This window comes from Sphingobacterium spiritivorum, from assembly GCF_016724845.1.
Classification (GTDB): Bacteria; Bacteroidota; Bacteroidia; order Sphingobacteriales; family Sphingobacteriaceae; genus Sphingobacterium; species Sphingobacterium spiritivorum_A.
The window spans coordinates 249,067-273,770 of the sequence record NZ_CP068082.1 but is presented as its reverse complement, the minus strand read 5'-3'; the positions used below and the strand labels follow the sequence as shown (position 1 = coordinate 273,770).

The 24,704-nt window shown below is 39.1% G+C and carries 25 protein-coding genes and 1 tRNA gene; 10 read left to right on the top strand and 16 right to left on the bottom strand.

Annotated elements, in window-relative coordinates; translation table 11 throughout:
* Window positions 1-2: 2 nt before the first annotated feature.
* Together I6J03_RS01280 and I6J03_RS01275 are read right to left on the bottom strand one after the other, a co-directional pair.
* Window positions 3-1,031 carry a bestrophin family protein gene (locus I6J03_RS01280; RefSeq protein ID WP_003007593.1) on the bottom strand — a complete coding sequence of 343 codons (1,029 nt, stop codon included), beginning with the start codon at window positions 1,029-1,031 and terminating at the stop codon, window positions 3-5.
* A gap of 252 nt (window positions 1,032-1,283) precedes the next feature.
* The gene (locus I6J03_RS01275) at window positions 1,284-2,429 is read right to left on the bottom strand and encodes a TlpA disulfide reductase family protein (RefSeq protein WP_003007590.1); all 1,146 of its coding nucleotides are present in this window, start codon (window positions 2,427-2,429) and stop codon (window positions 1,284-1,286) included.
* Window positions 2,430-2,716: 287 nt separating this feature from the next.
* On the opposite strand from I6J03_RS01275, the gene I6J03_RS01270 reads away from it, so the two are divergent.
* Window positions 2,717-3,586 carry an alpha/beta fold hydrolase gene (locus I6J03_RS01270; RefSeq protein WP_003007587.1) on the top strand — a complete coding sequence of 290 codons (870 nt, stop codon included), beginning with the start codon at window positions 2,717-2,719 and terminating at the stop codon, window positions 3,584-3,586.
* Between the two features lie 222 nt (window positions 3,587-3,808).
* On the opposite strand, the gene I6J03_RS01265 is transcribed toward I6J03_RS01270, so the two are convergent.
* Window positions 3,809-4,324, bottom strand: a complete 516-nt coding sequence (locus I6J03_RS01265) for a PIN domain-containing protein (protein WP_003007584.1) — start codon at window positions 4,322-4,324, stop codon at window positions 3,809-3,811.
* 35 nt (window positions 4,325-4,359) lie between these two features.
* Complete coding sequence (locus I6J03_RS01260) at window positions 4,360-5,424, bottom strand: helix-turn-helix domain-containing protein (RefSeq protein ID WP_003007582.1); 1,065 nt, start codon at window positions 5,422-5,424, stop codon at window positions 4,360-4,362.
* A 256-nt stretch (window positions 5,425-5,680) separates the two neighbouring features.
* Here I6J03_RS01260 and I6J03_RS01255 point away from each other — a divergent pair, with 256 nt between their 5' ends.
* The 5 genes from I6J03_RS01255 to I6J03_RS01235 are packed head-to-tail and all read left to right on the top strand — an operon-like array spanning window position 5,681 to window position 11,011.
* Window positions 5,681-6,655 (top strand): hypothetical protein, encoded by a 975-nt coding sequence (locus tag I6J03_RS01255; RefSeq protein ID WP_003007578.1) that lies wholly within the window; start codon window positions 5,681-5,683, stop codon window positions 6,653-6,655.
* A 5-nt stretch (window positions 6,656-6,660) separates the two neighbouring features.
* Window positions 6,661-8,331, top strand: a complete 1,671-nt coding sequence (locus I6J03_RS01250; RefSeq protein ID WP_003007575.1) for a ThiF family adenylyltransferase — start codon at window positions 6,661-6,663, stop codon at window positions 8,329-8,331.
* Window positions 8,328-8,792, top strand: a complete 465-nt coding sequence (locus I6J03_RS01245; RefSeq protein ID WP_003007573.1) for a Mov34/MPN/PAD-1 family protein — start codon at window positions 8,328-8,330, stop codon at window positions 8,790-8,792. The genes I6J03_RS01250 and I6J03_RS01245 overlap by 4 nt, the downstream gene beginning before the upstream one ends.
* Window positions 8,785-9,609 carry a DUF6602 domain-containing protein gene (locus I6J03_RS01240; protein WP_039990050.1) on the top strand — a complete coding sequence of 275 codons (825 nt, stop codon included), beginning with the start codon at window positions 8,785-8,787 and terminating at the stop codon, window positions 9,607-9,609. The genes I6J03_RS01245 and I6J03_RS01240 overlap by 8 nt, the downstream gene beginning before the upstream one ends.
* Before the next feature lie 13 nt (window positions 9,610-9,622).
* Complete coding sequence (locus I6J03_RS01235; protein ID WP_157600443.1) at window positions 9,623-11,011, top strand: hypothetical protein; 1,389 nt, start codon at window positions 9,623-9,625, stop codon at window positions 11,009-11,011.
* A 134-nt stretch (window positions 11,012-11,145) separates the two neighbouring features.
* Here I6J03_RS01235 and I6J03_RS01230 read toward each other — a convergent pair whose 3' ends face one another.
* The 8 genes from I6J03_RS01230 to I6J03_RS01195 all read right to left on the bottom strand — a co-directional run bounded on the left by I6J03_RS01230 (window position 11,146) and on the right by I6J03_RS01195 (window position 17,261).
* Window positions 11,146-11,991, bottom strand: coding sequence for an RteC domain-containing protein (locus tag I6J03_RS01230; protein WP_003007563.1), 846 nt, complete (start codon window positions 11,989-11,991; stop codon window positions 11,146-11,148).
* Between the two features lie 260 nt (window positions 11,992-12,251).
* Window positions 12,252-13,250: an aldo/keto reductase gene (locus tag I6J03_RS01225; protein ID WP_003007560.1), complete on the bottom strand. Its 999-nt coding sequence runs from the start codon at window positions 13,248-13,250 to the stop codon at window positions 12,252-12,254.
* A gap of 10 nt (window positions 13,251-13,260) precedes the next feature.
* Window positions 13,261-13,548: a putative quinol monooxygenase gene (locus I6J03_RS01220; protein ID WP_003007557.1), complete on the bottom strand. Its 288-nt coding sequence runs from the start codon at window positions 13,546-13,548 to the stop codon at window positions 13,261-13,263.
* A 14-nt stretch (window positions 13,549-13,562) separates the two neighbouring features.
* Window positions 13,563-13,973, bottom strand: a complete 411-nt coding sequence (locus tag I6J03_RS01215; RefSeq protein WP_039989959.1) for a MauE/DoxX family redox-associated membrane protein — start codon at window positions 13,971-13,973, stop codon at window positions 13,563-13,565.
* A gap of 5 nt (window positions 13,974-13,978) precedes the next feature.
* Window positions 13,979-14,878 (bottom strand): NAD-dependent epimerase/dehydratase family protein, encoded by a 900-nt coding sequence (locus I6J03_RS01210; RefSeq protein ID WP_003007548.1) that lies wholly within the window; start codon window positions 14,876-14,878, stop codon window positions 13,979-13,981.
* Window positions 14,879-14,890: 12 nt separating this feature from the next.
* Window positions 14,891-15,841: a polysaccharide deacetylase family protein gene (locus I6J03_RS01205; protein WP_003007545.1), complete on the bottom strand. Its 951-nt coding sequence runs from the start codon at window positions 15,839-15,841 to the stop codon at window positions 14,891-14,893.
* Window positions 15,842-15,847: 6 nt separating this feature from the next.
* Window positions 15,848-16,240: a Dabb family protein gene (locus I6J03_RS01200; RefSeq protein WP_003007542.1), complete on the bottom strand. Its 393-nt coding sequence runs from the start codon at window positions 16,238-16,240 to the stop codon at window positions 15,848-15,850.
* A gap of 19 nt (window positions 16,241-16,259) precedes the next feature.
* Window positions 16,260-17,261, bottom strand: a complete 1,002-nt coding sequence (locus I6J03_RS01195; RefSeq protein ID WP_003007540.1) for a polysaccharide deacetylase family protein — start codon at window positions 17,259-17,261, stop codon at window positions 16,260-16,262.
* Window positions 17,262-17,375: 114 nt separating this feature from the next.
* Here I6J03_RS01195 and I6J03_RS01190 point away from each other — a divergent pair, with 114 nt between their 5' ends.
* Complete coding sequence (locus I6J03_RS01190) at window positions 17,376-18,287, top strand: LysR family transcriptional regulator (RefSeq protein WP_003007537.1); 912 nt, start codon at window positions 17,376-17,378, stop codon at window positions 18,285-18,287.
* 53 nt (window positions 18,288-18,340) lie between these two features.
* Here the strand turns inward: I6J03_RS01190 and mobB are convergent, their stop codons facing one another.
* Both mobB and mobA read right to left on the bottom strand, forming a co-directional pair.
* Entirely contained in the window at window positions 18,341-19,606 is a 1,266-nt protein-coding gene (gene mobB / locus I6J03_RS01185; protein WP_003007533.1) for a conjugal transfer protein MobB, read from the bottom strand.
* Between the two features lie 4 nt (window positions 19,607-19,610).
* On the bottom strand, window positions 19,611-20,045 hold the full coding sequence (gene mobA, locus I6J03_RS01180) for a conjugal transfer protein MobA (RefSeq protein WP_003007531.1): 435 nt from the start codon (window positions 20,043-20,045) through the stop codon (window positions 19,611-19,613).
* An 894-nt stretch (window positions 20,046-20,939) separates the two neighbouring features.
* Between mobA and I6J03_RS01175 the strand changes: the two genes are divergently transcribed.
* On the top strand, window positions 20,940-21,185 hold the full coding sequence (locus tag I6J03_RS01175; protein ID WP_003007528.1) for a hypothetical protein: 246 nt from the start codon (window positions 20,940-20,942) through the stop codon (window positions 21,183-21,185).
* On the top strand, window positions 21,136-22,659 hold the full coding sequence (locus tag I6J03_RS01170; protein WP_201694085.1) for a recombinase family protein: 1,524 nt from the start codon (window positions 21,136-21,138) through the stop codon (window positions 22,657-22,659). Before I6J03_RS01175 ends, I6J03_RS01170 begins: the two co-directional genes overlap by 50 nt.
* Here I6J03_RS01170 and I6J03_RS01165 read toward each other — a convergent pair.
* Both I6J03_RS01165 and I6J03_RS01160 read right to left on the bottom strand, forming a co-directional pair.
* A tRNA-Ser gene (locus I6J03_RS01165) sits at window positions 22,650-22,734 on the bottom strand. The genes I6J03_RS01170 and I6J03_RS01165 overlap by 10 nt on opposite strands.
* A 96-nt stretch (window positions 22,735-22,830) precedes the next feature.
* The gene (locus I6J03_RS01160; RefSeq protein ID WP_003007522.1) at window positions 22,831-23,715 is read right to left on the bottom strand and encodes a bestrophin family protein; all 885 of its coding nucleotides are present in this window, start codon (window positions 23,713-23,715) and stop codon (window positions 22,831-22,833) included.
* A gap of 64 nt (window positions 23,716-23,779) precedes the next feature.
* Between I6J03_RS01160 and I6J03_RS01155 the strand changes: the two genes are divergently transcribed.
* The gene (locus I6J03_RS01155) at window positions 23,780-24,637 is read left to right on the top strand and encodes a glycoside hydrolase family 25 protein (protein ID WP_003007520.1); all 858 of its coding nucleotides are present in this window, start codon (window positions 23,780-23,782) and stop codon (window positions 24,635-24,637) included.
* Window positions 24,638-24,704 lie beyond the last annotated feature (67 nt).

Genomic DNA, 24,704 nt, shown 5'->3' with positions numbered 1-24,704 from the left:
TTTTACATCAGTACGTCTTTGACAGGTTGTATAGGTTTTGGGATGTCCGTTTCTCCCAGCATCTGCAAAAGATCGATTTCTATGGTTCTGCAGATAGAAAGCATCGGAATGTCTGTACCTAATCCTTCAAAAGGATTTTCGGAATAATCCCCAATCAATTCCATCAGCACATAGATCCAGCCTACGATTGTCCCGAAGGGTATCATCAGCCAGACTCCGGCATCTCCCAGTTTTGAAAACTCGGCAACAATCCCTAAAGGTAAGAGCAGTATAAAAATACAGTTGAAAATAAAACTCAGATTGGCATATTGCCGGGGTATCGGAAATTTTTTGATCCGTTCGGCTCTTCCCTGATGATCGTACAAATCGGAAAGCACTTTTTGCAGATCCAACTGTTTCCGCATATGCAGGACTGCTTGTTCTTCCAGTGCTGCCAGTTGCTGAGATTGCAGGTTGATGAGCTGGGTTGCCTTGTTAGCAGCAGTGCGGAGTTCCTGATCATCAAAGAAGTAATTTTGTTTTTGGGTTTCGTTCAGGTAATCTTTATACAAACCCACGCCCTCCAGTTCCTGACGTTTTCGGGCTATTTTACCAAAATGCCCTCTCAGACTAACATGTTCCCATTGGGTAGGAACCAGTAGTTGTTCCCGAAGGGTATACAGCCAGGCTATATGGCGATAGATCAGCTGTTTTTTTAGTTGATTGATTTCCGCTGCTGTATACCGGGTATCTGTACTGTTGCAAACAAAAGCATTTACCATAGTTCCCCAGCTTCTGCTGCTGTTGACGATTGCACCCCATATTTTTCTCGCTTCCCACACCCGGTCGTAAGACTGGTTGTTTTTGAAGCCTATATAAAAAGCTAATGCCGTACCGACTAAAGATACCGGCAACCAGGGAATAGAAATCCAGTGCCACCCGGCTACTTTATAAAGGATGGATACCAATACCATATAGGTAATCAGCCACCAGAGGTGATGACCAGCGAATCTGAAAATTGCCGTCAGACTAAGCGTTTTTCTTACAATCATGAATTTAAGTGTGATGTATACTCAAATATAAAATATTTCATGAATTATTTGTGTAAAGGAGAGGGTAAGATACAAAGGAAGAATGTAAGGAAATACTTTATTTTTCGATCAGCCTACATAAGATATTGTTAGAAGAATGATAATGATATTAAATATTTGTAAACCAATAAATTGTTATATGAATTTCTGATTGGTTGATAAGAGTTACAGATAAGTATAATTAATGCAGAAGAAAAAATAAATTTTTGTGAATTATCGATGTGAAAGAGGCTCTTTAAAGAATATCTTTGACAGTTCTTGTGTTAGAAAAGTTCCCTTCAGGTCTTTTGCAATAACGGTTCCGTCAGGAGCAATCAGGAAATTTGAAGGTATGGAAGTTATACCGTATTTCTGATATACCTCGCTATTATGTCCTTTCAGATCTGATACCTGTGGCCACGAGAGCTTATCTTTAATAATGGCTTCAGTCCATTTCTGTTTGTCTGTATCAATGGATACACTTAGAATAGTGAAATTGTATTTTTGATAATGCTCATAAGTCCGGAGAAGGTTAGGGTGTTCTTCTCTGCAAGGTCCGCACCAGGAAGCCCAAAAGTCTAAAAGAACATATTTTCCGTTGAATTCAGACAGGCTTACCGTAATGCCATTTGCGTCTTTCATGGAAAAATCAAAGGCTTTCATTCCCGGTATTAACTTCTTTTTTGTCTTAATTCGTTCGTGAATAATTGCCGCATATTCTGACTGCTTTAAATTGTCAGCAAGAGTATTATAGACTTCTTCAACTTTAAAAATGTAGGTGTTAATTCGTGATAAGTCATAAAGCATATCAAGACTTACGTATGAGTCAGGGTGCATTTTAGCAAACTCCAGTTTATTATCTGCCTCTTCGTAATATAATTTTTCAAGTTCTCTTTTGTTGTAATTGACCAATGCAGTATCTTTTTTCTCTGATTCGGTAAATTGATCCGGATCTTTTATGAGTCTCTTTTTTTGTTTCAGCTGAGCTTGTTGATTTGCGAATTTTTGTAATGTTTCGTTTAATGCTGTTCCGCTGACTACAGCTCCTGTTAGCGTATCCGGACTATTTATTTCAATCTCCCCCGGTTCTAAAAACACATGTATACTTTCTGTAATAAAGTAAGCATAAGCAGGATTTTGATTTCTGGAAATGTATGCTTTTGTCGGATATTTAACCGAGCCTGTAAATGTAAATTTGTGATGCAATGCAGTAGTACTCTTCTGGATAAATTTGCCATTTTCCTTGTAAGAGAGAAACAGGGAATCTCCTTCTCTTAATTTTTGACCGTAACCTGTAATTGTAAATGCTGTTTGTCCGTAAACTGATATGTAGCCAACAATAAATAAGAAGATAATCAGTAATTTATGTAGTTTTTTCATATCGGTATTGTCTGAAAATAGCTGTTATAATTGAGCTTTTCGTAGTATATATTAGCTTATCACTAAATAAGAGGATACCTAAAAAGTTCTGGTGTATTGATGGAATCCAAATTTTCAGAAAGTTGAATTTACATCTTTTTATTATTCACTGCAAAAGGTAAGGTCAATAAGAAAACCTTTTTTGTCGGAATCTACCCCTGATGTTGTCGTTTTTACCCAGTGCAGGATGCCTGAATGTTTCCCAATTTTGTATTGTTATTAATCCTAAACTAAACTTGGACAGATTTATGAAAAATTTACTTTACGTCAGAAATCTTATTATATTACTTCTAATCACAATCATTATGACTATGGCATCTTCATCACATGGACAACAGATTAAACCTACAGACAGTGGCTATGCCGTTGCTAATGGAACCAAAGTATATTACGAAATATATGGCGAAGGCAGACCTGTAATTTTGCTGCATGGTGCATACATGACCATTGATTTAAACTGGGGTCAGTTAATTCCGGAACTTTCCAGGACACGAAAAGTCATTGCTATTGAGTTACAGGGGCATGGCCATACCCCGTTTTCAGATAGAATTTTATCCCGTGCTACATTAGCAAGCGATGTGGAAGGAGTATTGGATTACCTTAAAATTGAAAGTGCGGATATTGTGGGATATAGTTTTGGAGGTTCTGTCGCCTATCAGTTTGCCATACAAAGTCCGGAAAGACTTAAAAAATTAGTAATTATCTCTTCTACCTATAAAAGCAGTGGCTGGATGCCGGAAGTGACTAATGCATTTAAAGGTTTGAAACCTGAATTGTTTACAAATTCACCTTTGCAAACGGCATATGATGCGGTGGCACCGGACAAAACAAAATGGACAAAATTTCTGGAACAGATGATGGCTTCAGCCAAAGAACCATATGACCTTGGCGATGATAATATTGCGAAAATCACTTCTCCTGTACTGCTGATCGCAGGTGACAATGATGGGCTGGATAAGATTGAGCTTATAAAAACATATCAACTGCTGGGTGGAGCAGTATGCGCTGATTTTGGAGAATTATCTCCATCACAATTGGCGATTGTTCCCTCACAGGGGCATAGAAGTCTGATGATGCAAACACAAACAATATTGGGTTATCTGGATAGTTTTTTATAGTAAAGGAATGCTTCCTGTTCGAATCTGTAATTGCTTTCTATATCTTGTATCAAAAAACGGAGGGATATTGCATAAAAAAACCTTCATCGAAAGATGAAGGTTTCTGCGGAGAGAGCGGGATTACAGTCGAACACTTAATACCGTTATTGGCGTTCTTTGATGGTCTAAAAATGTAGTTTATCTATTATCTATCAGTTATTTAAAAATAAGTTATATTATTTATTACTGCTGCCATAACCTCAGCCTCTTTTGTATCTCGTCAACTAAAGGCTTATTGTTTTGAAAAATGAAATTGGTAGCAACAAGCTGTTGCAGTTTGTTAGCGGCATCCTTTTTTGTAAGGATGTTTCCCTCGACAAGCCTATCAAAAATCCAAATCATTCCGTGATATTCGATGTCTTTATTCTTCGCACAATTACGAACGGTTTTATCACTACTTAATACACAAGCATTTAGTTTATTGGCAACGTGTACAACAGATTTATCTGTTTCAGATAAAGATTTTGGGTAAGATTCTGAATAGATTTGAAGAAAGTCTTGTTCTTGTAAATTATGAACAATAAGCCTATCAACGGATTGATAGGCCTTTAAAACTTGTTGCTGTTCATCATATAATTCAAAATAAACAGCAGATGTCGTGTGTATTTCTAATTCAAGGTTGAAAAATGAGGTAACAAGACCTAAATCATAAAGGTCTATAAAAATGCAAGCATCCGTGACAGCAATTTTGATTTTCATTTCTTAAACAGGTATTTGGCATATAGATTTTAATATTAAAACATCGGTTGATGTTCCTTTTTAAATTCAGCCAAAGACTGATTAGATAATGATGCTGCTTTTGACATTGAAATCTGGTCTTCAATCAAAGCTCGGAATAAAAGTTGTTCGAAACGATTACTTTCTTCTGCTCCCTGGTATTCTACCGGTTCGTCAACTCTCCAATTCATTTGTTTCATAAAGAAAAAGAATTGTTTAGTATAATGGTCGTTAATAATACCACAAGCTTTTGCTCTCATAACGATAGCCTGCATTGAAATACCGTATTGCTTTTTGATATTTCCCAATTCCAAAGTGGAAAGCTTATTACGATGTGCTCCTAACTCTGCTTTGATAGTTTCTTCCGGCAGCAACATTGCTCCTGAAAACTGATGGCACAAAGTTTCCTTTTCCCTTTCAGTTATATTCCCAAACTTTAATAATAAGTGAGCGAGTTCGTGAAGTAAAGTAAATCGTATTCTGTCAGGCTTGTTTGCTTTCCTTACATTGTACGCAACAACCGGAATGTTCCCATTAACGAAAGTTTGTAGTCCGTCGAAATCCTCGGCTACATCCAATTTCACAACCTTAATGTTCTTATCTTCTAAAAGCTCTACAATATTAAAGATAGGGCCTTTGCCTAATTCCCATTTATCCCTTAAGATGTTTGCTGCATTATTTACTTGTTTATATTCAGTAACTACAGGGAAGTCCTTTAATGGATGTTCAAATGCATTTTGCAATCCCAAAATTTCTTCCAACTCCAAATAACGGGAAAGATATTCCTTGGTTTTTTCATTTATAATGGCCGCATCCTTTTGTGGCATTTTGCTAAGCTTTCTGTATTCGACATCGCTTAGCTCTACTTTGGTAGTTCTGAAAAAGTAATCAGAGCTTACTTTTAAAGCTTTGCTTAGCATATTGATTTTTTCGGCATCAGGAATAACCTCTCCTTTCTCGTAACGATGCAATGCCTGACGAGATAATTTATTACCTAATGCGTCAGCCAAATCTTGCAATGAAAATCCATTCATTAAACGGGCTGACTTAAAACGTTCTGCAAATACCGCTTTCATTTCCATTGTTGTTTGATTTTGATACTGCAAAGGTAACTGTTTTGGTTGACAAATACAATATACAAATGTTAATTATGTAACTCAATATGTAACTATGACAAAAATTCAGTCACTTAAACAACCTGTATAAAGACATATTGTCACTTTTATTGTAAAAACTGCCAATTGACATATGTAGTTGACAAACTTACAATATGGAATACATTTTGTAACTTCTTATTTGGATGTAAATAGGTGCATCTGTAATTTAAATCAATTAGAAATGGATAAAAGCAAACATTTAGAATCGGTAATTAAGACACATCAAATTACCAAAGAAAAAGCGCTTCTGGATAAACATATCCAAAAGAAAAATGAGGTTAAGGAAGCACTGGAAGAAAAGTATGAAAGTAATGTCTATTCTCCGTTCAATTCGGGGTCTTATGCCAAGAATACGGCTATAAACACCAAATTTGATTTTGATTTGGTTTCACCATTTAAGCGGAATGCTTTTGGGTCCAATGGTACGCTAAAGGAAATGTATGAGGACGTTTATGATTTTCTTTACGAAAAATATAAAGACGTTGCCGAGGTCAAAAAGCAAAAGGTGTCAATTGGATTGGAGTTCTATGTGGACAGTGATGGCGATGTAATTAAGATAGATGTTGTACCGGGTAGAGAACTAAACCAAGACCAATACAAGGATGATGAAAATCTAAATCTGTATGTTTATTACAAGTATGGCAATATAGATGCGGGTAGTGAAAGAATTAAAACCAATGTTAAATCGCAAATTAACAATATCAAAGGTAGGGCTAACGCTGAAAAGGATTCTATAAGAAAAATAATCCGCCTTTTGAAAGTTTGGAAAAACAACAAAGGAACTTATCCGACTAAATCCTTTTTCCTTGAACTTATCACTATCAAAGCTTTTGACAATACTGAAATATCAGGCAATCTTTGGGACAAGTTAAAAACAGTTTTAGAATATATCCGGGATAATGTAACCAAAGATGGTTTCACGCTCAAAGACCCGGGCAATAGTTCTAATGATTTAGCAGATACGTTGACTTCTTATGAAAAGCAACAGCTATCGGATGATATGAAAAATATGCTTGACAGAATAGAGGAAAATAACCAAAACATAAAAACGTATTTCACCGAAAACCCAAAGTTCAAAGAAGAAGAATCCAATAAAAATAAATATGGCACTAATGGCGGTATGCCTGTTCCACCACCAAAACTAAACTTTGGATAAGAGCAATGAGTGATAGAGTTAGCGAAATAAATACGGTAATAGAAAGCATCCCCAATGTGAAAGTTGTGAAGCCTTTTGAGCAGAGCAAAATTGACATTGAGGGATGTGTTACTGTTTTTGTTGAAGGTTTGGAGCAACCATTAGAATTCAATGTTACTATCCATCCTCAATATCCGTTTAAAAGCCACGAAACAGAGACTATCAAGTTTTCTAATGATAATTTGATAGAGCATAAACACATTATGCAAAATGGAGCCATCTGCATTCATACAGCATATACTCCTATTTTGTCCCAAAAACTGATATATGATATTGAATCTGTAAAAGCTTGGATAAAGAAATATTATATCAACAAAGATTCGGACGCTCATTATGAACATTTAATTGTACCGCAAAAAACATTTAAAGAGAACCATTATGCTTATTTCTTCAACGAAGTAGATTACACTTTTCATCAAAACCAATTTGGTTTTGTCGACTATTCAATAATGAATAATGGAGTTTTTCACAAAGAGAATATTCAGAGCAACATTTTTCAGGTCTTCTTAAATAAGGATAGAAAAAAAATAGTAGATGTAGATTGGAATTTTCAACTTAAAAACTTAACTCATAGTACTGGATTATTCATTTTCTTAAAAGATGCACCAAGTAAAAATCAACGCTGGGTTTTTGATGATTGGAAAGACTTTGAAACAACATTGCCACAAGATTTTTTGAAATTTCTTCACAATGTTGAAGAAAGACTGGCAAAAAATAAAGGAAAAACGCTTCCTTTATTTGTGGGGTATAGTATTTCTGAAACAGAAATTCATTGGCAAGCTATTATATTGGAAATTGGTAATTTTCCTATTTACGGTGAAAAAATAAACAAGCAATGGGTCACGAAAATTGAAGAAAATAAAGTAATCGATTGGGCTATGACAAGAAATTGCTCCTATAAATACTTCTTTGGTAGAGGAAAATTGAACGACCAAATAACAGAAAGCAAAATATTGATTATCGGAATAGGAGCTATAGGAAGTATAGTTGCTAAAACATTGGTAAGATGTGGCTGTCGGAAATTAGGTTTTATAGAATATGATGTAAAAGAACCGGAAAATGTTTGCAGGTCGGAATATTCTTTCTTTACAGGAATTACCAATAAGACCAATGATTTGATAAACGAACTATGTTTGATTTCTCCTTTCTTTGAGCCTATTGATGGTGGATACGACTATTCAGAAGCATTTGATTTTTTAATTAAATCGCACTTGTCAGATACACGCCTCAAAGTCGAAATGAAAAAACATCTTGAAGATTACGATATTATTATTGATTGCTCTGCCGACAATGATTTGCTTTACGTATTAAATCAGTTAAATATAAATTCAACTCTTTTAAATCTTTCAATATCAAACCACGCCAAACATTTGGTGTGTGCCACGGAACAAAATAGGTATGACTTTATTACATCCCAATTCGGTGGAAATATTCTCAAATTTGATGTTGACGATTTACATAATCCTACAGGTTGTTGGAGTCCGACATTTAAAGCTTCTTATAATGATATAAACGTTCTTGTGCAGACAGCGATAAAGCAGATAAATTTAAAGTTCGAGCAAGAAAAGACACTAAGAAATTTTGTTATTGAAACAGATGATACTAATTGTTTTACCATTAACATCAAGGAATTTTGATTTTAAGAATAGAGAATATAGGACTAAGGCTTGAAATTGGTGATGAATTACTTAACAAGCTCGTTGAAAAAGGCAAGAGCCATTACCCTAATGAGTTTGGCGGCTTCCTGATTGGATATTATGCTGATGATAACAGACATTTACACATTACCGATATGATATTGCCTCAAAGTTTCAAGGCATCAAAATACTCCTATGAAAGAAGCACAAATGGTATTGAAAAAAAACTCGGCAACTACTATAAAGAAACTCCTAAAAAGTTTTATGTCGGTGAATGGCACACGCATCCCGATAATAGCCCAGTTCCAAGTATAACAGATATTACGGCAATAAATACCATTATAAATAACCCAAATGCATGCATTGCCAACCCTGTTTTATTGATAATTGGGTATTCAAAAACACAGGTTGCTTTTGGATTTTATGTTTGGTTTGAAAATAAACTATATAGATATGAATAATGTTGACTTAAAACAGTTGTTTAACGGCCTGCAGAAACAAATGTCTGCACAGCTTAACACCAATAGAGAATTTATTGAACATCCAGGCTCAAAAGGTGATGCCTTAGAGAATGCATGGATTGAATGGTTGAGAAAATATTTGCCCAACCGATATTGCGTGGATAAAGCTATTGTGATAGACCACAAAGGTAATACAAGTCAACAAATGGATATTGTGATTTACGATAATTGGTTTACTCCATTTATTTTTAATCAGAATGGTTTTTACTACATCCCTGCTGAAGGTGTATATGCGATTTTTGAAGTAAAACCTGATATACAAGGAAAAGTTGAAGATAAGACTTATATTGAATATGCAGGAGAAAAAATAGAGAGTGTAAGAGTATTAAAAAGAGAAGCTGCGAGTTTCATCAATGGCGGAAAAGTAACACCTCCACGACCACTAACTAAAATTGTTGGTGGTATCCTTTGTAGTACCAACTCGTTTACTCATAAAAACAATGATACAATAACCAAACATATACAAGCATTAGACAATCTGAAAAGCATTGATTTGGGTTGTATCGCTGACTATGGAAGTTTTTACATTGACTATAATCCGAATGAAGAAATTACAATCGTTGGTCAAGATGCTTATTTGGAATTCTACGCTAACCGGAAATTCAATAAAATAAAGTTTAGCGATGCAAGCCATTCTTTTGTGACATTCTTTATGCAATTAACGAGATACTTGCAACAAGCAATAGGAACAATCCCCGCTATAAATCTAAATGCCTATTTGAAAAATATTGGGGAAGAAGTTGATGAACAAATATAAAACCAACTCCCCTATGGACTTTTCAATAATCTATAAAGAAATACAAAACCTCATATCCATATTTAGCACAAGAGAGTTGGCATATCTCTCGTGGCTAGCTATAATTATTTGCCTGATTATAGCATCTCCTAAGCTACGGAAATCAGTATGGAATGTACTAAAGGCTTTGTTTAATTGGAAGTTCAACATCATATACCTGCTGACGCTAGGTCATTTCTATGGCTTGGTGTACGTACTGTCAATATTTGGTTTTTGGGATAAATCCTTGCTAAAAGACACGATATATTGGGTTCTATTGAGTGCTAGTATGTTAATGTATCGGATTGCTACAAATAAAGCCCCTCTAAACTTCCTCAAAAACGCTATAAAGGACAATGTTAAGTTGTCTGTTTTTCTGTCATTTGTAATGACCTTGACTACATTCAATTTTTGGATTGAATTTATAGCGATACCTATATTAGCGGCACTTGTTGGAATGCACACAGTTGCACAATACAAAAAAGAGCATGCACCCGTCCGAAAGCTTTTAGATATTTTGGGGCAGATTGCATCAGTCTTATTGCTAATATACCTTGTCTACTTTGTGATAGGCCATTACAGCGAATATCTCAACATACAAACATTAAAGGAGTTTACACTTCCGATTATTTTAACGACACTATTTATCCCTTTTCTTGCTGCACTAAACCTCTATGTGCAATATGAAGACATTGCCACACCGTTAAGACGTAAATCAAAAAACAAGTTACAGTATTACCAATGGCTTTTTAGTGCACTATTCTTCTTCAATTTTAATATAAAAGGGGTTATTAGATGGCGTAACAATTTTGTCTATTTAAATCCTGAGGAAAGTCTATGGAGTTCGATGAGAAAAATTCGGGCAAAACAAATTAAGGAAAACACACCTCCAAAACACCCTGAACTAGAGGGCTGGAATCCTATTGATGCAAAAAAATTCTTGTATAGAAAGAATATAAACATACAAGAGTACGACTCCAATCTCGGGGAAACATGGGAAGGGAAATCCAAAGACCTAAAATTATCTGAAGATTTTATGACAGGAGTGTGCAATTATTCCATTAAAGGCAGTAAATATGTTGTACATAGTTTACATTTGGACTTAACCTGTTATGATTCGTCACGTATTTCCGATATACATTTGTTCCTAAGCATCTTCGATGAATTATATTATATGTCGGTTCATGAAGAAATCCCTCACAAAATCAAAAAAAGTATAGTGGCTTTTAAAAGCCTAGATTATGAAAACCCGTATACGGAAATTGGCATCCATTTCTATATGTGGAAGAATGAAAGAAAAGGATATAATTTGAGTATTGCTATTAGACATAAAAACCTGACCATTGAGCCTGATGTCCCCTGTATATTAAAACTAAGTACATGACAAAATTTGTATTACGCAGATATTCAGTTTATTGAATCCTGATAAGAGATGTTCGGACAGGTAATCGATTCCATACTTGGATATCGACTTGTCCTAAATGACTATGTGGTCATTTAGGACAGGATTCATCTGGTTTATAAATCCTTGTTCATATATTCTTCCAAAGAAGATTTCAGTTGGTCTAAAAATGCGGTTCGGGAACCGGCACGATATTTCATTCGATGGAAAGAATTATGCAAATCCCCTAAGGTAATCTGAAACAGTTTTTCTAAAGTCAAACTGATTTTTCGTATCCCTACTTTACCGAAGGAAAGAGAACCATTCGCATGCAACGCATAAATCAGTTCTATCAAGGCATTTTTGGTATCCGTCCAAAGAATACCATCAGATGAAATATCCCTTGCAGAAAGAGAACCTGCCACTTCATCATCATTGATTTTGTGAAGTATGTAGGTATAGAGTAACTCGTTGGCTATTATCCGAGCCACTTTGTTATCATAATAGGTTGAAAACAATGGGTCAATTTCAAAAACAAAACTATTCAGTCCATCGTGGAAATTAATGTTGCCCAATCTAAAGTAGGTTTCATCACGGTCGGTTCTTCCTGACCGGTAATATCTGTAAAAATCTGAATTGTAAATATGTTCCCTATATTCCTGTTTTAATTCCTGCAACTGTTCTAAAAAATAGCTCGCATACATTTTCCCTCCGTCAACTGGACAAGCCGTCTGCATTCGGAATATCTTATTGTGGTAAATGAGTTTGGAGAGGATGTAGGGCTTTATGTTGCGAAAGAAATTGATTTCCTCCCAATGGTTTTTAAAGCCTAGCTTAGTAACATCCTCTTTTATAGACTGCAAGAATTCTTGCAGGTATATTGTCATTTGGTACGCTTCATCAATTATATTAGGTGCAGACAGCGAAATGGCGTTTTCTTTTCGCTGTATCTCCGAGATGATATGATTTAATGAAAATGTCATTTCTTGTTGGTTTATTTACTATGCCTCTTTTCTATATATTACATTGGATAACTATTACACATGCTAAGACATCAAAAGAAGTATAGTCATAGATTGTCAATTTTAATCTTTAATCCGTTGATTGCCATTTCTAAATTTTGTATTGTTTCGTTGTAGAATTGTTCTATTCTGTTACTAAGATGTATAAACAAGAAAGCCTAAACACTATTCAATTAGAACAGAATAATATTTAGGCTTTCTCCGGTAAGTGCTACTATGCCTTATCGTTCCCCAACCCAATGCGGATAAATCAGCGTTGGGGCTGTAAGTGTATTCAGTTCTTCAAGATGTTCTGCCGATAAAGACCAGCCCACAGCATCCAAATTTTCTATCAGTTGTTGCTCGTTCCTTGCGCCAACGACTATGTTGGAAACGGTATCTTGTTGCAACAGCCAATTGATGGCAACCTGCGATATGGTCTTGCCTGTTTCGTTGGCTATCCGCTCCAAAGCATCCACGACCGTATATAGATATTCGTCATCTACTGGTGGCGAACCTACCGCTCCGCCTGACTGTATGCGCCCCTCGGCAAGTGGTTGGTTTCTCTTTATCTTTCCGGTCAGCCTGCCCCAACCAAGCGGACTCCATACCATTAAGCCCATATTTTGGTCTTTTATCAATGGCATCAACTCCTGTTCATAATCACGCCCGATTAAAGAATAATAGCCCTGAAAAATGACATATTTTTCCAAATTGTGTTTTTCGGAAACGGACAACGATTTCATCAGTTGCCACGCTGCAAAATTGGAACAGCCAATATACCTTACCTTTCCGCCTGTTACCAGGCTATCCAATGTTCGCAAGGTTTCTTCAATGGGTGTATGGCTATCGAAACCGTGCATAAAGTACACATCTATATAATCCGTACCCAAACGTTTCAAACTGTCATGTACGGCATTTGTGATATGGAAACGTGATGAACCTCTTTCGTTCGCCCCATCGCCCATTGTGTATGTGCCTTTAGTAGCGATGATTGTTTTCTCACGTCTTCCTTTTAGTGCCGCTCCCAAAACTTCTTCAGAAGCACCCTGTGAATACACATTTGCGGTATCAAAGAAATTGATACCTCTTTCCAAACAGATGTCAATCAACCGTGAGGCTTCTTTTACATCGGTTTGCCCCCAACGCTGGAAGAACTCATTAGTACCTCCGAATGTGCCTGTGCCTAAACTTAAAACAGGAACTTGCAATCCTGAATTACCTAATTTTCTGTATTCCATTTTTTTGTTTTTAAATCGTTTCTGTTATATAAATAGTGGGTTGCTCCTGCAATTTTTCATTTACTATTTCCCCGAACGCTTTAATGTAGGGCTGTTCGTTGTGCAGGGCAAAACCTTTTTCATTTTCCCATATTTCATGGAAAATAAAAATGTTCGGGCTTTCCGTGCTTTGGTGCAAATCATATTGCAAACACGCAGTTTCTTTCTTTGATTGTGTGACCAGATTTTTTAGAACACGCTTAATTTCTTCTGTTTGTTCCGTCTTGCTTTTTACAATAGCTGTTAAATTGATTTTCATTTTTTCTTGTTTAATTATTGGTGGCTGTCTTGTGAATGTTTACCATCAAGTGAGTATTTGTTGTAGGGCAGAAACAGCAAAATGACGAGCAAAAAAAGCCCGTGGAATAGCTGGACGGGAACGGTACTCCAATTTTGCTGCATGGATGAGCCGAATATTAAAGCCAGCATAATGACCAATCCCGCTATCGTTGCCCATTTGGTTTTAGCCCCAACCAACAAAAGCAATCCTACCGCTAATTCCAAAATCGGCAGGGCTATCATAAACGGATGCACCAATGCCTCCGGCAACAAGGTGTCCTCAAATCCTTTGGTCATTTTTTCTGCGAATGCCACAAGGTCAAAAACCCGTACAAAGCCATGCCCGAACATGCTTATGCCAATGAGCAACTGGGCGAATAGATACGTCAACTGCTGATTTGCCATCGTGTTTATTTTTTCTGTAATGCTATCCAATCCTGTAACGAAACGGCATCAGGTTTCCACTCTAACAGGTTTCGGGCATGGACGGCTCTTACACGGCTGTTTGAACCCAACGCATATTTTGCCCAATCGCCTAATTCTGCCAATGCTTCATCAGCATTCCACGAAATGACTTTTCCACCAAATCCCAATGCCTTACTGACATCAACCGCAATTTCCCTGTAAGAAGCCTCGCCATTTTCGGCATAGAAATAGGAAGCGGTCGGGGCTTTTTCCAAAGTAAGCGCATAGAGTGCTACCAAATCTGCTATATGCACATTAGACCACCTGTTTACACCTTTGCCCACGTAAACACCTGCGTTCATTTCTTTTGATTTTCTGAAAACAACAGGTAGTTGGTCGCTTTCCACATTCAGACCTAAACAGTCGCCGTATATCATGGACGGAACGATAACGATACTCCTAATTCCTTTGGTAATCCCTGCAATGCGTATATCGTTATTGATGTTTACCCGCTCTTGTCGTACATCCATTGGTGTAAACAATGTTTCTTCATTATACAATTGGGGATTTTCAGCATTGCCCATTACATCATCACCTACCACGCTTGAACCCGAAGTGTGTATGAACGTTTTTCCCGTTCCGGCTAATGCAGCAATAAACGTGTCCACTGCAAGACGATGGTCTGAATTGGCTGTATTGATTACCGCATCCGTTTCCTGTGCGTACCCGGTAAGCAACTCCCGGTCTTCCAATGTTCCGATTGCCGGAACGATACCCAAAGCCTTGACATTATCTGTTTTGCCCTTATCCCTTACCAAGCCGAAAACCTCATGCCCTTGCTTTATTAAATGGGTGGCAACCGAACTACCGATATAGCCCGTTGCTCCTGTGAGAAATATTTTCATTTTTTCCGTGTTTTAAAATTCCCTGATAATGGTCTTGTCCTGCATTGCCAGTTCCGCTATCTCGTCCTTGCGCTTGAAAGAAACGCCTTTGTGGTTTTGAATATACTTTATCAAATCAGAAGTTGCTTTAACCATTTGCGGTGTGCCACCGATACGGTCGTGAAAGCTGATGGAAAGCTGCCTACGTTTAAATTCACTTTCGGCATACAGTTGATCAAATTCCGCTTTGACCTGGTTAAAGAACTGATCAACGGAAAAGTTCTTGCCCTCTATCAACAGAATGTCGTTGCAACGTAAAATATATGGCACAACGGCAAAATCCTTTTTGTTTACCTGTATAATAAATGGCTCGTCACGGCTCAAATCGTCAATGTGGTACTTAAAGCCAAGTTCCTGCAAAATCTTCAATGTATGTTCGCCTCTGCGAAGCCAATTGGCATTATACCCGACAGGCGTAAAACCCGTGGCGTTCTTTACAGCATCTACTCCGTCCTTGATAAATTTCTTTTCCTCGTCGTAGGGCAGATTGTATTGTGAACTCCAACTCATACCGTGTGCAGCCGCTTCGTGTCCACGTTCCACAATTTCTTTAGCCAATTGAGGATTGGCGAGTACGGCAGACCCCACCATGTGGGAAGTAACCCTGATACCCAACTTATCCCAATTGTCGAGCATACGTGGGATGCCCTCTTTATATCCGTATTGATACCACGTATCGGCAGGCAAGTCTTTGTAGCCCTTTTCCATATTTTGAGGGAAAGGACTTTCCACATTGTCCGGCTGACCGCCAGCTTCAAACTGCATGGAAACCGAAACAACCAGCCGTGAGCCATCCGACCATTTTGTTTTATCCTTTTGTAAGGGGCTGGTCTTGTAAACACCTGCCAATGTTTCCAAAGGGCTTATTGCTCCTGCCAACCCGACCAAACTGCTCTGCTTTATAAAATCTCGTCTTGAACCCATAATGTGTTATTTATTTTGTTGGTAGTCCAGTACCAAAATATCCTCCAATACTGGCTTAATATGCGTAGTTATCAACTGTTTGTGGTATTCGGATGTATTGAAGTCTTCCAGCGACTTCCAGTCCTTGAACACTGCTACTTCCGCATGGGTAAAGCCTTTTGCCCTGCCCGTGAAGTCCTCGCCGAAAGAAATCTCCAGTAGTCCGGGTATAGTGCCTTTCTGTTTCAGTATTTCATCTTTAAGGCTCTGTATCTGTTCCGTGGTTGTTCCCTCTTTGAATTTGAACAACACAATATGGACGGCTTTTTCTTTGCCCGTCTTCTTTATGTTTTGTCCGTTTGCCGGAATAGCCATGCTGCCAAAGAGCAGGACAAACAATGTGATGATGATATGCTTCATGTTTCCTGATTTTTAGGGGTTATAAATTTGTATTGCCTGCAAGACCGCTCTTTTCGGCTACATCACGTTTTACAAGTGGTGTAATGTCGGACGTAGCCAAAGCGTGTTTGGCAAGCTCGCCTTTGGTGGCATACCATACGCCATCGTGCTGTGCCACGTATTTGAGGAAACGCTCTATCACCCGTACACGTGAGGCATGACCGGAAATACGGTCATGGAAGCTAATGAGCATCATGCGCCTGCGTGTTGCAGCTTCTTCGTAGAGTTGGTCAAACTCGTCTTTCAGTTGTTGTTCATAGTCGGCAGGCGAAAAGCCGGGGAAGTCATACGAACCAATATCGTTCATGTGTATCGTGTACGGCATGGTTACAAAAGGTTTGCCGTTCAACTGTTGTATGTACGGTTCGTCCCGGCTCAAATCGTTATTATGGTAGATAAAACCCAATTCCTGGAGCAGGCTCAATGTATGTACACTTCCACGCATCCAGTAGCAGTCATAGCCCAATGGGGTAATGCCCGTTACCTTTTCGATGGACTGCTTCACGCTTCTTATCCATTCCCGTTCTTCGTCTTTCGATAAATGGTATTGCCATGCCCATTCTTTGCCATGAGCGGCAGGCTCATGTCCACGGCGTACAATTTCACGGGCTAATTCGGGGTTGTTGTCCACAGCCTTGCCAACCATGAACGATGTTGCCTTGACACCGTATTTGTCGAATAAATCCAGTAACCTCGGAAGCCCCTCCTGTACGCCGTAATCGAAATAGGAATTGGTCGCTAAGTCAGGGTAGCCTTTTTTGATGGGTTCGGGTATCAATCCACCTGCCCCCGAAATGGGCTGTCCGCCTGCTTCAAATTGCAGGGCAATGGAAATGGCTAACCTTGCGCCGTTCGGCCAAAAGCCTTTGGCTGAACCGGATGCCTGTTCTCCTGTTGTTTTTGCCGCCGCTCCGACCCATCCCGGAATAGCCAATGCGGATGCTCCCAATGATGTCTTTGTAATAAAATCTCGTCTGTCCATGTGTACGTTTATTAAGTTACTATCAGATTAATGAATGATAATGCAAATTTCTATCACAATTATTTATTATACAAATAACTTAAATTGTACCTTTGTATCACAAATCTGATAGATATGCAATGGAACTTAGAATGGCTTAGGACTTTTAGAGCCATATACGAAACAGGCACATTGTCTGCCGCAGCACAGGAGTTGTTTATTTCGCAACCCGGTGTAAGCCTGCACCTCAATTCGCTGGAAGCCTATGCGGGATATAAGTTGTTTGACCGTTCGCCACGGAAAATGGTTCCTACCGAAAAAGGCAAGATACTTTACAACTTCATCCTCGAACCACTTAAAAAACTGGAAAGTGCCGAACAGCATTTCCATCGCCGTTCGCAACCGGAGCGGGCAACCATCAGCGTAGGGATGTGTTTTGAAACGTTCCAATATACATTGGAGGAACACGTAGCAAGCCTGCCCTTTAATCTGATTATCAAATTCGGGCTTTATCCGCAGATGCAGGCGGATTTGGATAGCGGTTTGCTCGATATGATTGTCACGCCGCAAAAGGGCAACCAGCAAAACCTTGTTTACGAACCGTTTTCCAAAGAAAGGATAGTGCTGATTTCCGGAAGCAATACGGATACATCCGAACTGATGCCATTGTTGGAAAATGGTAACATTGCAGGTGCAGGGGATTTTCTGAAACAACAACTATGGTACAGTACGGCAGGCGATATGGAACACCTGAAAAATTTCTGGTCAAGGAATTTTAACGAGCATCCCGATTTCAGCCCCAACTATATTGTACCCAATATCAGTTCCATTATCCGTTGTTTGAGCGATAACGAGGGCTTTTCTGTTGTACCCGATTTTCTTTGCCATGAGGCATTGGATGCCAGAAAAATCAAATTGGTATGGCAAGGCAACCAACCGTGGGAAAACACGCTTTACTTCGGCACAAGGAAAAACACCATGTACCAAAATGAGTTAGCGCAATTAAAAAAACTGTTTATGGAAAAGTGGGAATGTGAAATGGTGTGAGCCCTTTGCAATTCTAACGATATATAGATGCTTGTTCCAATCAACAGGGTTTTTTACAACCTCCTCCCTTTCTTCTTTTTCTTCTTCATTCGTTTGGCAAACTGTTCTTCCTCATAATCCTCTCCCTTTGCATCGGGTAATAGGCTGAATAGCCATAAATCGGAACTGTGCGAATGTTCCTGTGGGATAAACTCAAAAAGGTCTTTAGTTGGCAAATCGTCCAATGTATTCGTTTTGGAAACAGGGCTATCCTGTATCTTCAGTTCAGGCTTATTGCCATTGTTCCACCAATCATTAAAAACATTTGCCGACAGGCTTCTGTCCAGAGCCGAACCGTTCCAAACGCTACGGCTTTCGTGGTCGATGAACGTTATACCGTAAATACGTCCGTTGTCATTTCTGTAAACAACTGTATTAATACCCTGCTCGGTCAACTGCTTTTTAAAATCTGTTTCGTTGCGTGTTGTATGTATAGCAAGTTCCACTGTGTTTTTCATAACAGACCTTGTAGGCGTGGTTTTCATTTTTTCTTTGGCCTGCTCAAAATGTTTTTGCAGTTGTGCAACCCCTGCATCTTTTCCGAATAGCGATGCTTTGAACGGATTGCTTGCCTTTTCTCCCTTGTCGTCCAATGCCATATAGACCAATCCGTTTACCGTCTGACCGTTCCGCTCGCCTTTGACTTCCTCTGCCGTGATGTTGAAAAGGGAAAGTAACGCATTGTAGCTACCCATAGTTGAAAAGCTATAATATTTTGGCAAATGGCGGACTACCGAAGCGATTTGGCTCTTTATATCGCCACGCTGATAATCCACAGGTTTGAAAACTTTATTGCCTTGTTTCTGCTCCTGCTCGGTGGCTTTGTGCAGGTTGTATTTCTGTTCCAAATCCCGGCATATTGCCATTGAACGTGGGTGGTCGTAATCATCGGGGATTTTCTTTCCGTCAATGCCTACACAGGTCGAAACAATATGGATATGTGTGCGGTCAATGTCGGTATGCTTGAAGACAATATAGGGCTGATTGCCGTAACCCATACGTTCCATATACACGCGAGCCATTTCGGTAAACTGTTCATCGCTTACTTTGTCTTTCGGATCGGGGTTCAAGGAAATATGCCGTACCGTCTTTTCCGTTTTGATATTTGCCGATAGATACGGTTCAAAGCATTTATTGAAATACGCTACGGAATATTTGCCGTCCGTTGTGTCGGGTATCTTGTTCAGCAACAGAACTGCTCCGTTTTCCCTGTCCACTTTCTGCTGATTGTACAAAATCGCTCCGTACATATTGCTTCCCTTTCCGATTTTTGCAATCATTTCTTTACTCTTTTTTCAGATACTTTGCTTCAAATTCCTGTGTAAGACGGATGATTTCTGTAGTCAGTTTTGCCAATTCAATGGTTTCTTTTTCCAGTTTAAAGAGGTATGCGGATGCTTTTTTTTCCGAAAAATTGCGGTACAATAGCTTTACAACCTGATTGTAATTTGTTCCGATTGCCCTGAATTGGCTAAAAAATCGGGTCAGCTTTTCGTGATATTCTATGGCATCCATATCAATCTTTACGGTCTTTACCGTCTTCTGAAAGATGCAGGCTGTAATGAAATGTGCCACTACTTTCATTCCCGATTGGTCAAAGAGGGCAAGGAACTTGGCTTTGTCCTCTGCATTCAGGTTAATGGAATACCGATTGACCGCAGGGTCGTTCTTCGGTTTTCTCCCTGTTTTTCTAACCTGTTTACTGTTCTTTTCTTCCATAATAAATCCATTTTAAATTTTAAACAAACGGGCGACTTCGGAGCCGTTTCCAGCCCCCTGCAAGGGCAAGTGCTTTTGAGGTACGGAAATTCATTTCGAGTAGCTCAAAAGATAACTTGCTCTGAACATGGGTTCAGAAAAATCCGTCCTACGGAACGGATTGGAGTTGGCCAAAGAAACAGTACGAAACTGTTTTTCATGTTGTCCGTAAATACGCTGATTTTGGTGCGTTAAACTCCTCTGCTGTTCCTTTACAAAGTAAAGGAACTATGGGCGTTTGGCACTCGGACAAACACTACCTCTGAACGACAAATGCTACCATACTGAAATGAAAGGCAGATAATATCCAAATCGGGGAAAAATCGGATAGAAAAAACGAAAGTATGAGGACATTGGTACAAATCTGCATATATGAATACGTGTGTAAAACTGCGTGTACGCTTGTATGTAAATATGTTTTTATAGTTGTATGCTTTTACGCTTTTATTTGAAGGTTTACCTATGTATGGGCGTAAGTATGTAGGTACATACAAACACTCCTTGTAAGACGCTTCTCCCTCTTAAAATTTTTTCCAAAAGAAAAAAACAGAAAAAAAAGAAAGCCATTCAATCAAGGCGGACAAGCGGAAAAACCAAAAGGAAACGGAATAAGTCCCGAAGGGTGGCAGGGCAACACAAAAAACTCGGCGAAGCCACCTTATTTGCCCTGCCATTATGCCGTAGTCTTTTGGTTGGGCGGTGCGGTGGGTGTCTGCCTTACCTTTGCTCCCTTTTTGTTCTTTTTTGGGTACATTTTAAATTTATTTCTTTCGTAGTATTTGGTAATCTCACGCCAAATGCTACCTCTGACTGCAACATTGAAAGCTCGAACACCTTTTCACGGTAGCTTTAAAAATGAAGCTGATAGCCAGCTTGATTTTTTATCAACAGAAAGGAGTAACAGCAATGGAAAACAGTGAGAAAAACAAGGAAACTCCCGAAATCGACAAGACCATTTTGGAAATTAACGAGCAAAGGGAGCGTGAGAAAGAGGAAAAATTTGTAGATTTAATCATTAAGATTATTGTGTCTGCAACGTTAAGGGAATACTATGAAAAGAGCGATAAGATACCTACGGTTCAGCCAACTCGGACAAAGTAACGGTTCAATCGAAAGACAGGAACTCTATACCGACCAGTGGCTGAAATTTAATAATGTGGAATTGGTGGATACCTTTATCGACAGGGGCAAGAGCGCACGGACATTTGACCGCCCCGATTTCATCAAACTAAGGGAGTTTATAACCAAGCATCATAGGACAGTCGATTACCTATTGATTGACCAACTTGACCGTTTCAGCCGTGATGCAGGGGAAGCAATGAGTATGGTCAAACTCCTGCAACAGAAGTACAGTATACAGGTGGTGAGCGTGACCGAGGGGATTACCTTTGATTACGATACGCCCGGCAGTTTCTTCCGTGCAGGATTGCAGTTGTTGCTTGCCGAAGAGGACAATATCAACCGTAGCATCAAGGTCAAGGGCGGTATCTATACCGCAAAAGCCAAAGAGGGAAGATATGTTTACAAAAATGCTCCTTTCGGGTACAGGAAACAGGGAGAACGCAAGGAACGGCAGTTGGTAATCGAGGAAACAGAAGCTAAGATAGTCCGCTTCATTTACGATGCCTATTTGAGAGATACACCACTTTATCTGATAAAGGAGCAAGCCCAACGGTTGGGCTTTCCAACAAAAGGCAATATGGCTATCGAAAGGGTGCTTAAAAACCCGACCTATGCCGGCTTGCTGAAAGTGGAAGCGTACAAGAATTATGCAGGCGGTCTGTTTGATGGCATCCACGAGCCTATCATTGACAAGACCACGTGGATGATGGTGCAGGAGAAAATGAAACGACCCGAAAAAACGAGGACAGTTATAGATGATGAAATCCCTTTGCGTGGTGTACTGAAATGCCATTGCGGAAATCCATTATCAGGCGCACCGTCAAGGGGCAAATCGGGAAAGTATTTCTATTACTACAAATGCAGGCACTCCAAGCACAACAATATAAGTGCCGTCAAAGCCCACAACCAATTTTTGGAAACCTGTGAGCTGATGAGCCTGCCGAGTGCAAGGGTAAGGAAGATTAGAACAGTGACAAAAAGCTCGCTCGATTTGGAAATGGAGAGTAACCGTAAAAAGGTCATCGAAAAGAGAACCCAATTGCAGGAAGTTGAGGAAAAACTGTTTTCGGTCGAGGAGAAATGGATAAAGAACGAAATCAACAAGGACACCTACGACCGTTGGTATTCGGTATATAACAATGAGATATTGAATCTCAAAGGAGCAATAGAGCGGTTGAGTAATGACCAAAGCGAAGCGTTCAGCATATTGGAAGATAACCTAAACCTATTGACCGATATGCGCCACGTATATACGGTGTCCGATACCTTGCAAAAAAGGGAATTTGTGAACAGGGTGTTCGACAGCAATCTGTACTATGAAAACGGCATTTATCGAACACCTACCATGCTCGGTTTATTATCGCATAACCATTTGAAAATGAAAGAAAAAGGGCTGCTGATATACGAAAAAAAAGAGGGTCTTCTTGATGAAGACCCTCTCAGCGGAGAGTGAGGGATTCGAACCCCCGGACCTGTGACAGTCAACAGTTTTCAAGACTGCCGCATTCGACCACTCTGCCAACTCTCCGCGACAAAAGTAGAAATATTCATTTGTTCTGCAAAACTTATTTTTTATAGCCCTGAAAATGAGCTTAATATTTTATTTAAGTGCCTTTAAAGGGGCTTAAGGATGTAAAATTTCATGCGAATGCTTCTTAATATTAGCTGCTAGTTTCTCCAGAGGCAAGTCATCTGAGTCAATTCCGAATGGATCTTCAATAGATTCAGCAATCAATTCCAGCGAAGCCAGTACATAGAATACAAAAGGCACTGCTGCAATAACAAAGTAACCTATAGAAAACACATAGCCTACAGGGAGCGTAAATACATAGAATACAATAAACTTCTTGATAAACGAGCTATATGACTGCGGAATGGGAGTGTTTTTGATCCGTTCACAGGCCCCGCAGATATTGGTCAGCGATTGCAGTTCGTCATTCAGGATAATAAATTGTTCACCGGACAAGATGCCCGACTTATAGAGATTCGTTACTTTTTTGAAAATCAGGGCAGCGAGTTGATTTGGCGCATGTTTTTTCAGGTCCAGATTTCCCAGTTCTGGGTGTTCCTTATCATCCAGCATATATGTTGTGTAATCCGATCGCAGGAAAGATTGTGTCAATTCAGCGTAGAGAGGAATCGCCTTTCTGAAGAAAGAGCGGTTGGTATGATCATCTTCCGGCAGAAATGCATTCATTTTATAAGCCAGCGTACGGCTTATATTTGTTAATGTACCCCATTGTTTACGCGCTTCCCACCATCTGTCATAGGCTGTATTGGTGCGGAATACAAGAAGCAGGGACAATGCAAAACCTAATAAACTATGTACAATCGTAATATTTTTAATCCAGCTCTTTTCCGACAACCGAAGATATTCAAGTTCCAAATAAGCAATTCCTCCTGAAAAAGCAGCGGCTAAAAGCAGATAGGGAAGGAGTTTGCGGACGGTGTCCGACTTGTGGAGATAAAAGGTGGCTTTGAACCATTCTTTAGGATTATACACTTGCATTGGACAAATATAATTTGTTCAAATTTAATTTGAAAGTATCCGTGTAATGCATTAATTTCAGGGCATGGCGAAAAAGGCTGTGAAGAGGGCTGCACCACCTAAAAGGGAGGTAAAGGATGACAGAAAAGTATATCTTATATGGAGTATAGTCATTCCTGTTATCATTGTGTTGCTTGCCGTAAGTTGGCATTATCGTTCAGGAATCCGTTACTATATCAGAGAAGTAGTTTCCGGGAAGGAGCAGAACGGATGGAAAGATGCTAAATACGACATTCGTAATGTCGAACTCATGAGTAAGCATGATGATAAGATATTCGGGATAGATATCAGTCAGTATCAGGGTGATATAGACTGGGTACAAGTCAATACAATCAATGATAAATTTCCGGTAGACTTTATTTTTATCCGGGCGACTATGGGCGAATCCGGGGTGGATTCTAAATTTAAAACAAACTGGAAAAGAGCGAATTCCAGAGCCAAGATCAGAGGGGCTTATCATTATTTCAGACCAAATGAAAATTCATTAAAACAAGCTCGGAATTTTGTGAAGACAGTTCACCTGAAAGCAGGGGATCTGCCGCCGGTGCTGGATATAGAGGAGATGCCTGTCAATCAGTCTATGGACAGTCTGCGTACAGGATTGAAGCGCTGGTTAGGCTTTGTAGAAGCGCATTACGGGATCAAGCCTATTCTGTATTCCGGAGATAAGTTTTTTACGGACTTTCTGGAGAAAGAATTTTCAGATCATGTCATCTGGATTGCAAATTATAACTTCTGGATAGACGATCTGAAAGACCACTGGGATTTTTGGCAATTTTCTGAAAAAGGATCAGTTCGGGGAATAAATGGTAATGTAGATCTTAATATCTATAATGGCGATATCGAAAAACTGGAATCGCTGGCTATACCGTATCGCAATTAATACCCAATAATTTAAAACCCGCTATCTGGTTTTAAGAGTTTCAAACAATTCAATCATTGTGTTTTTA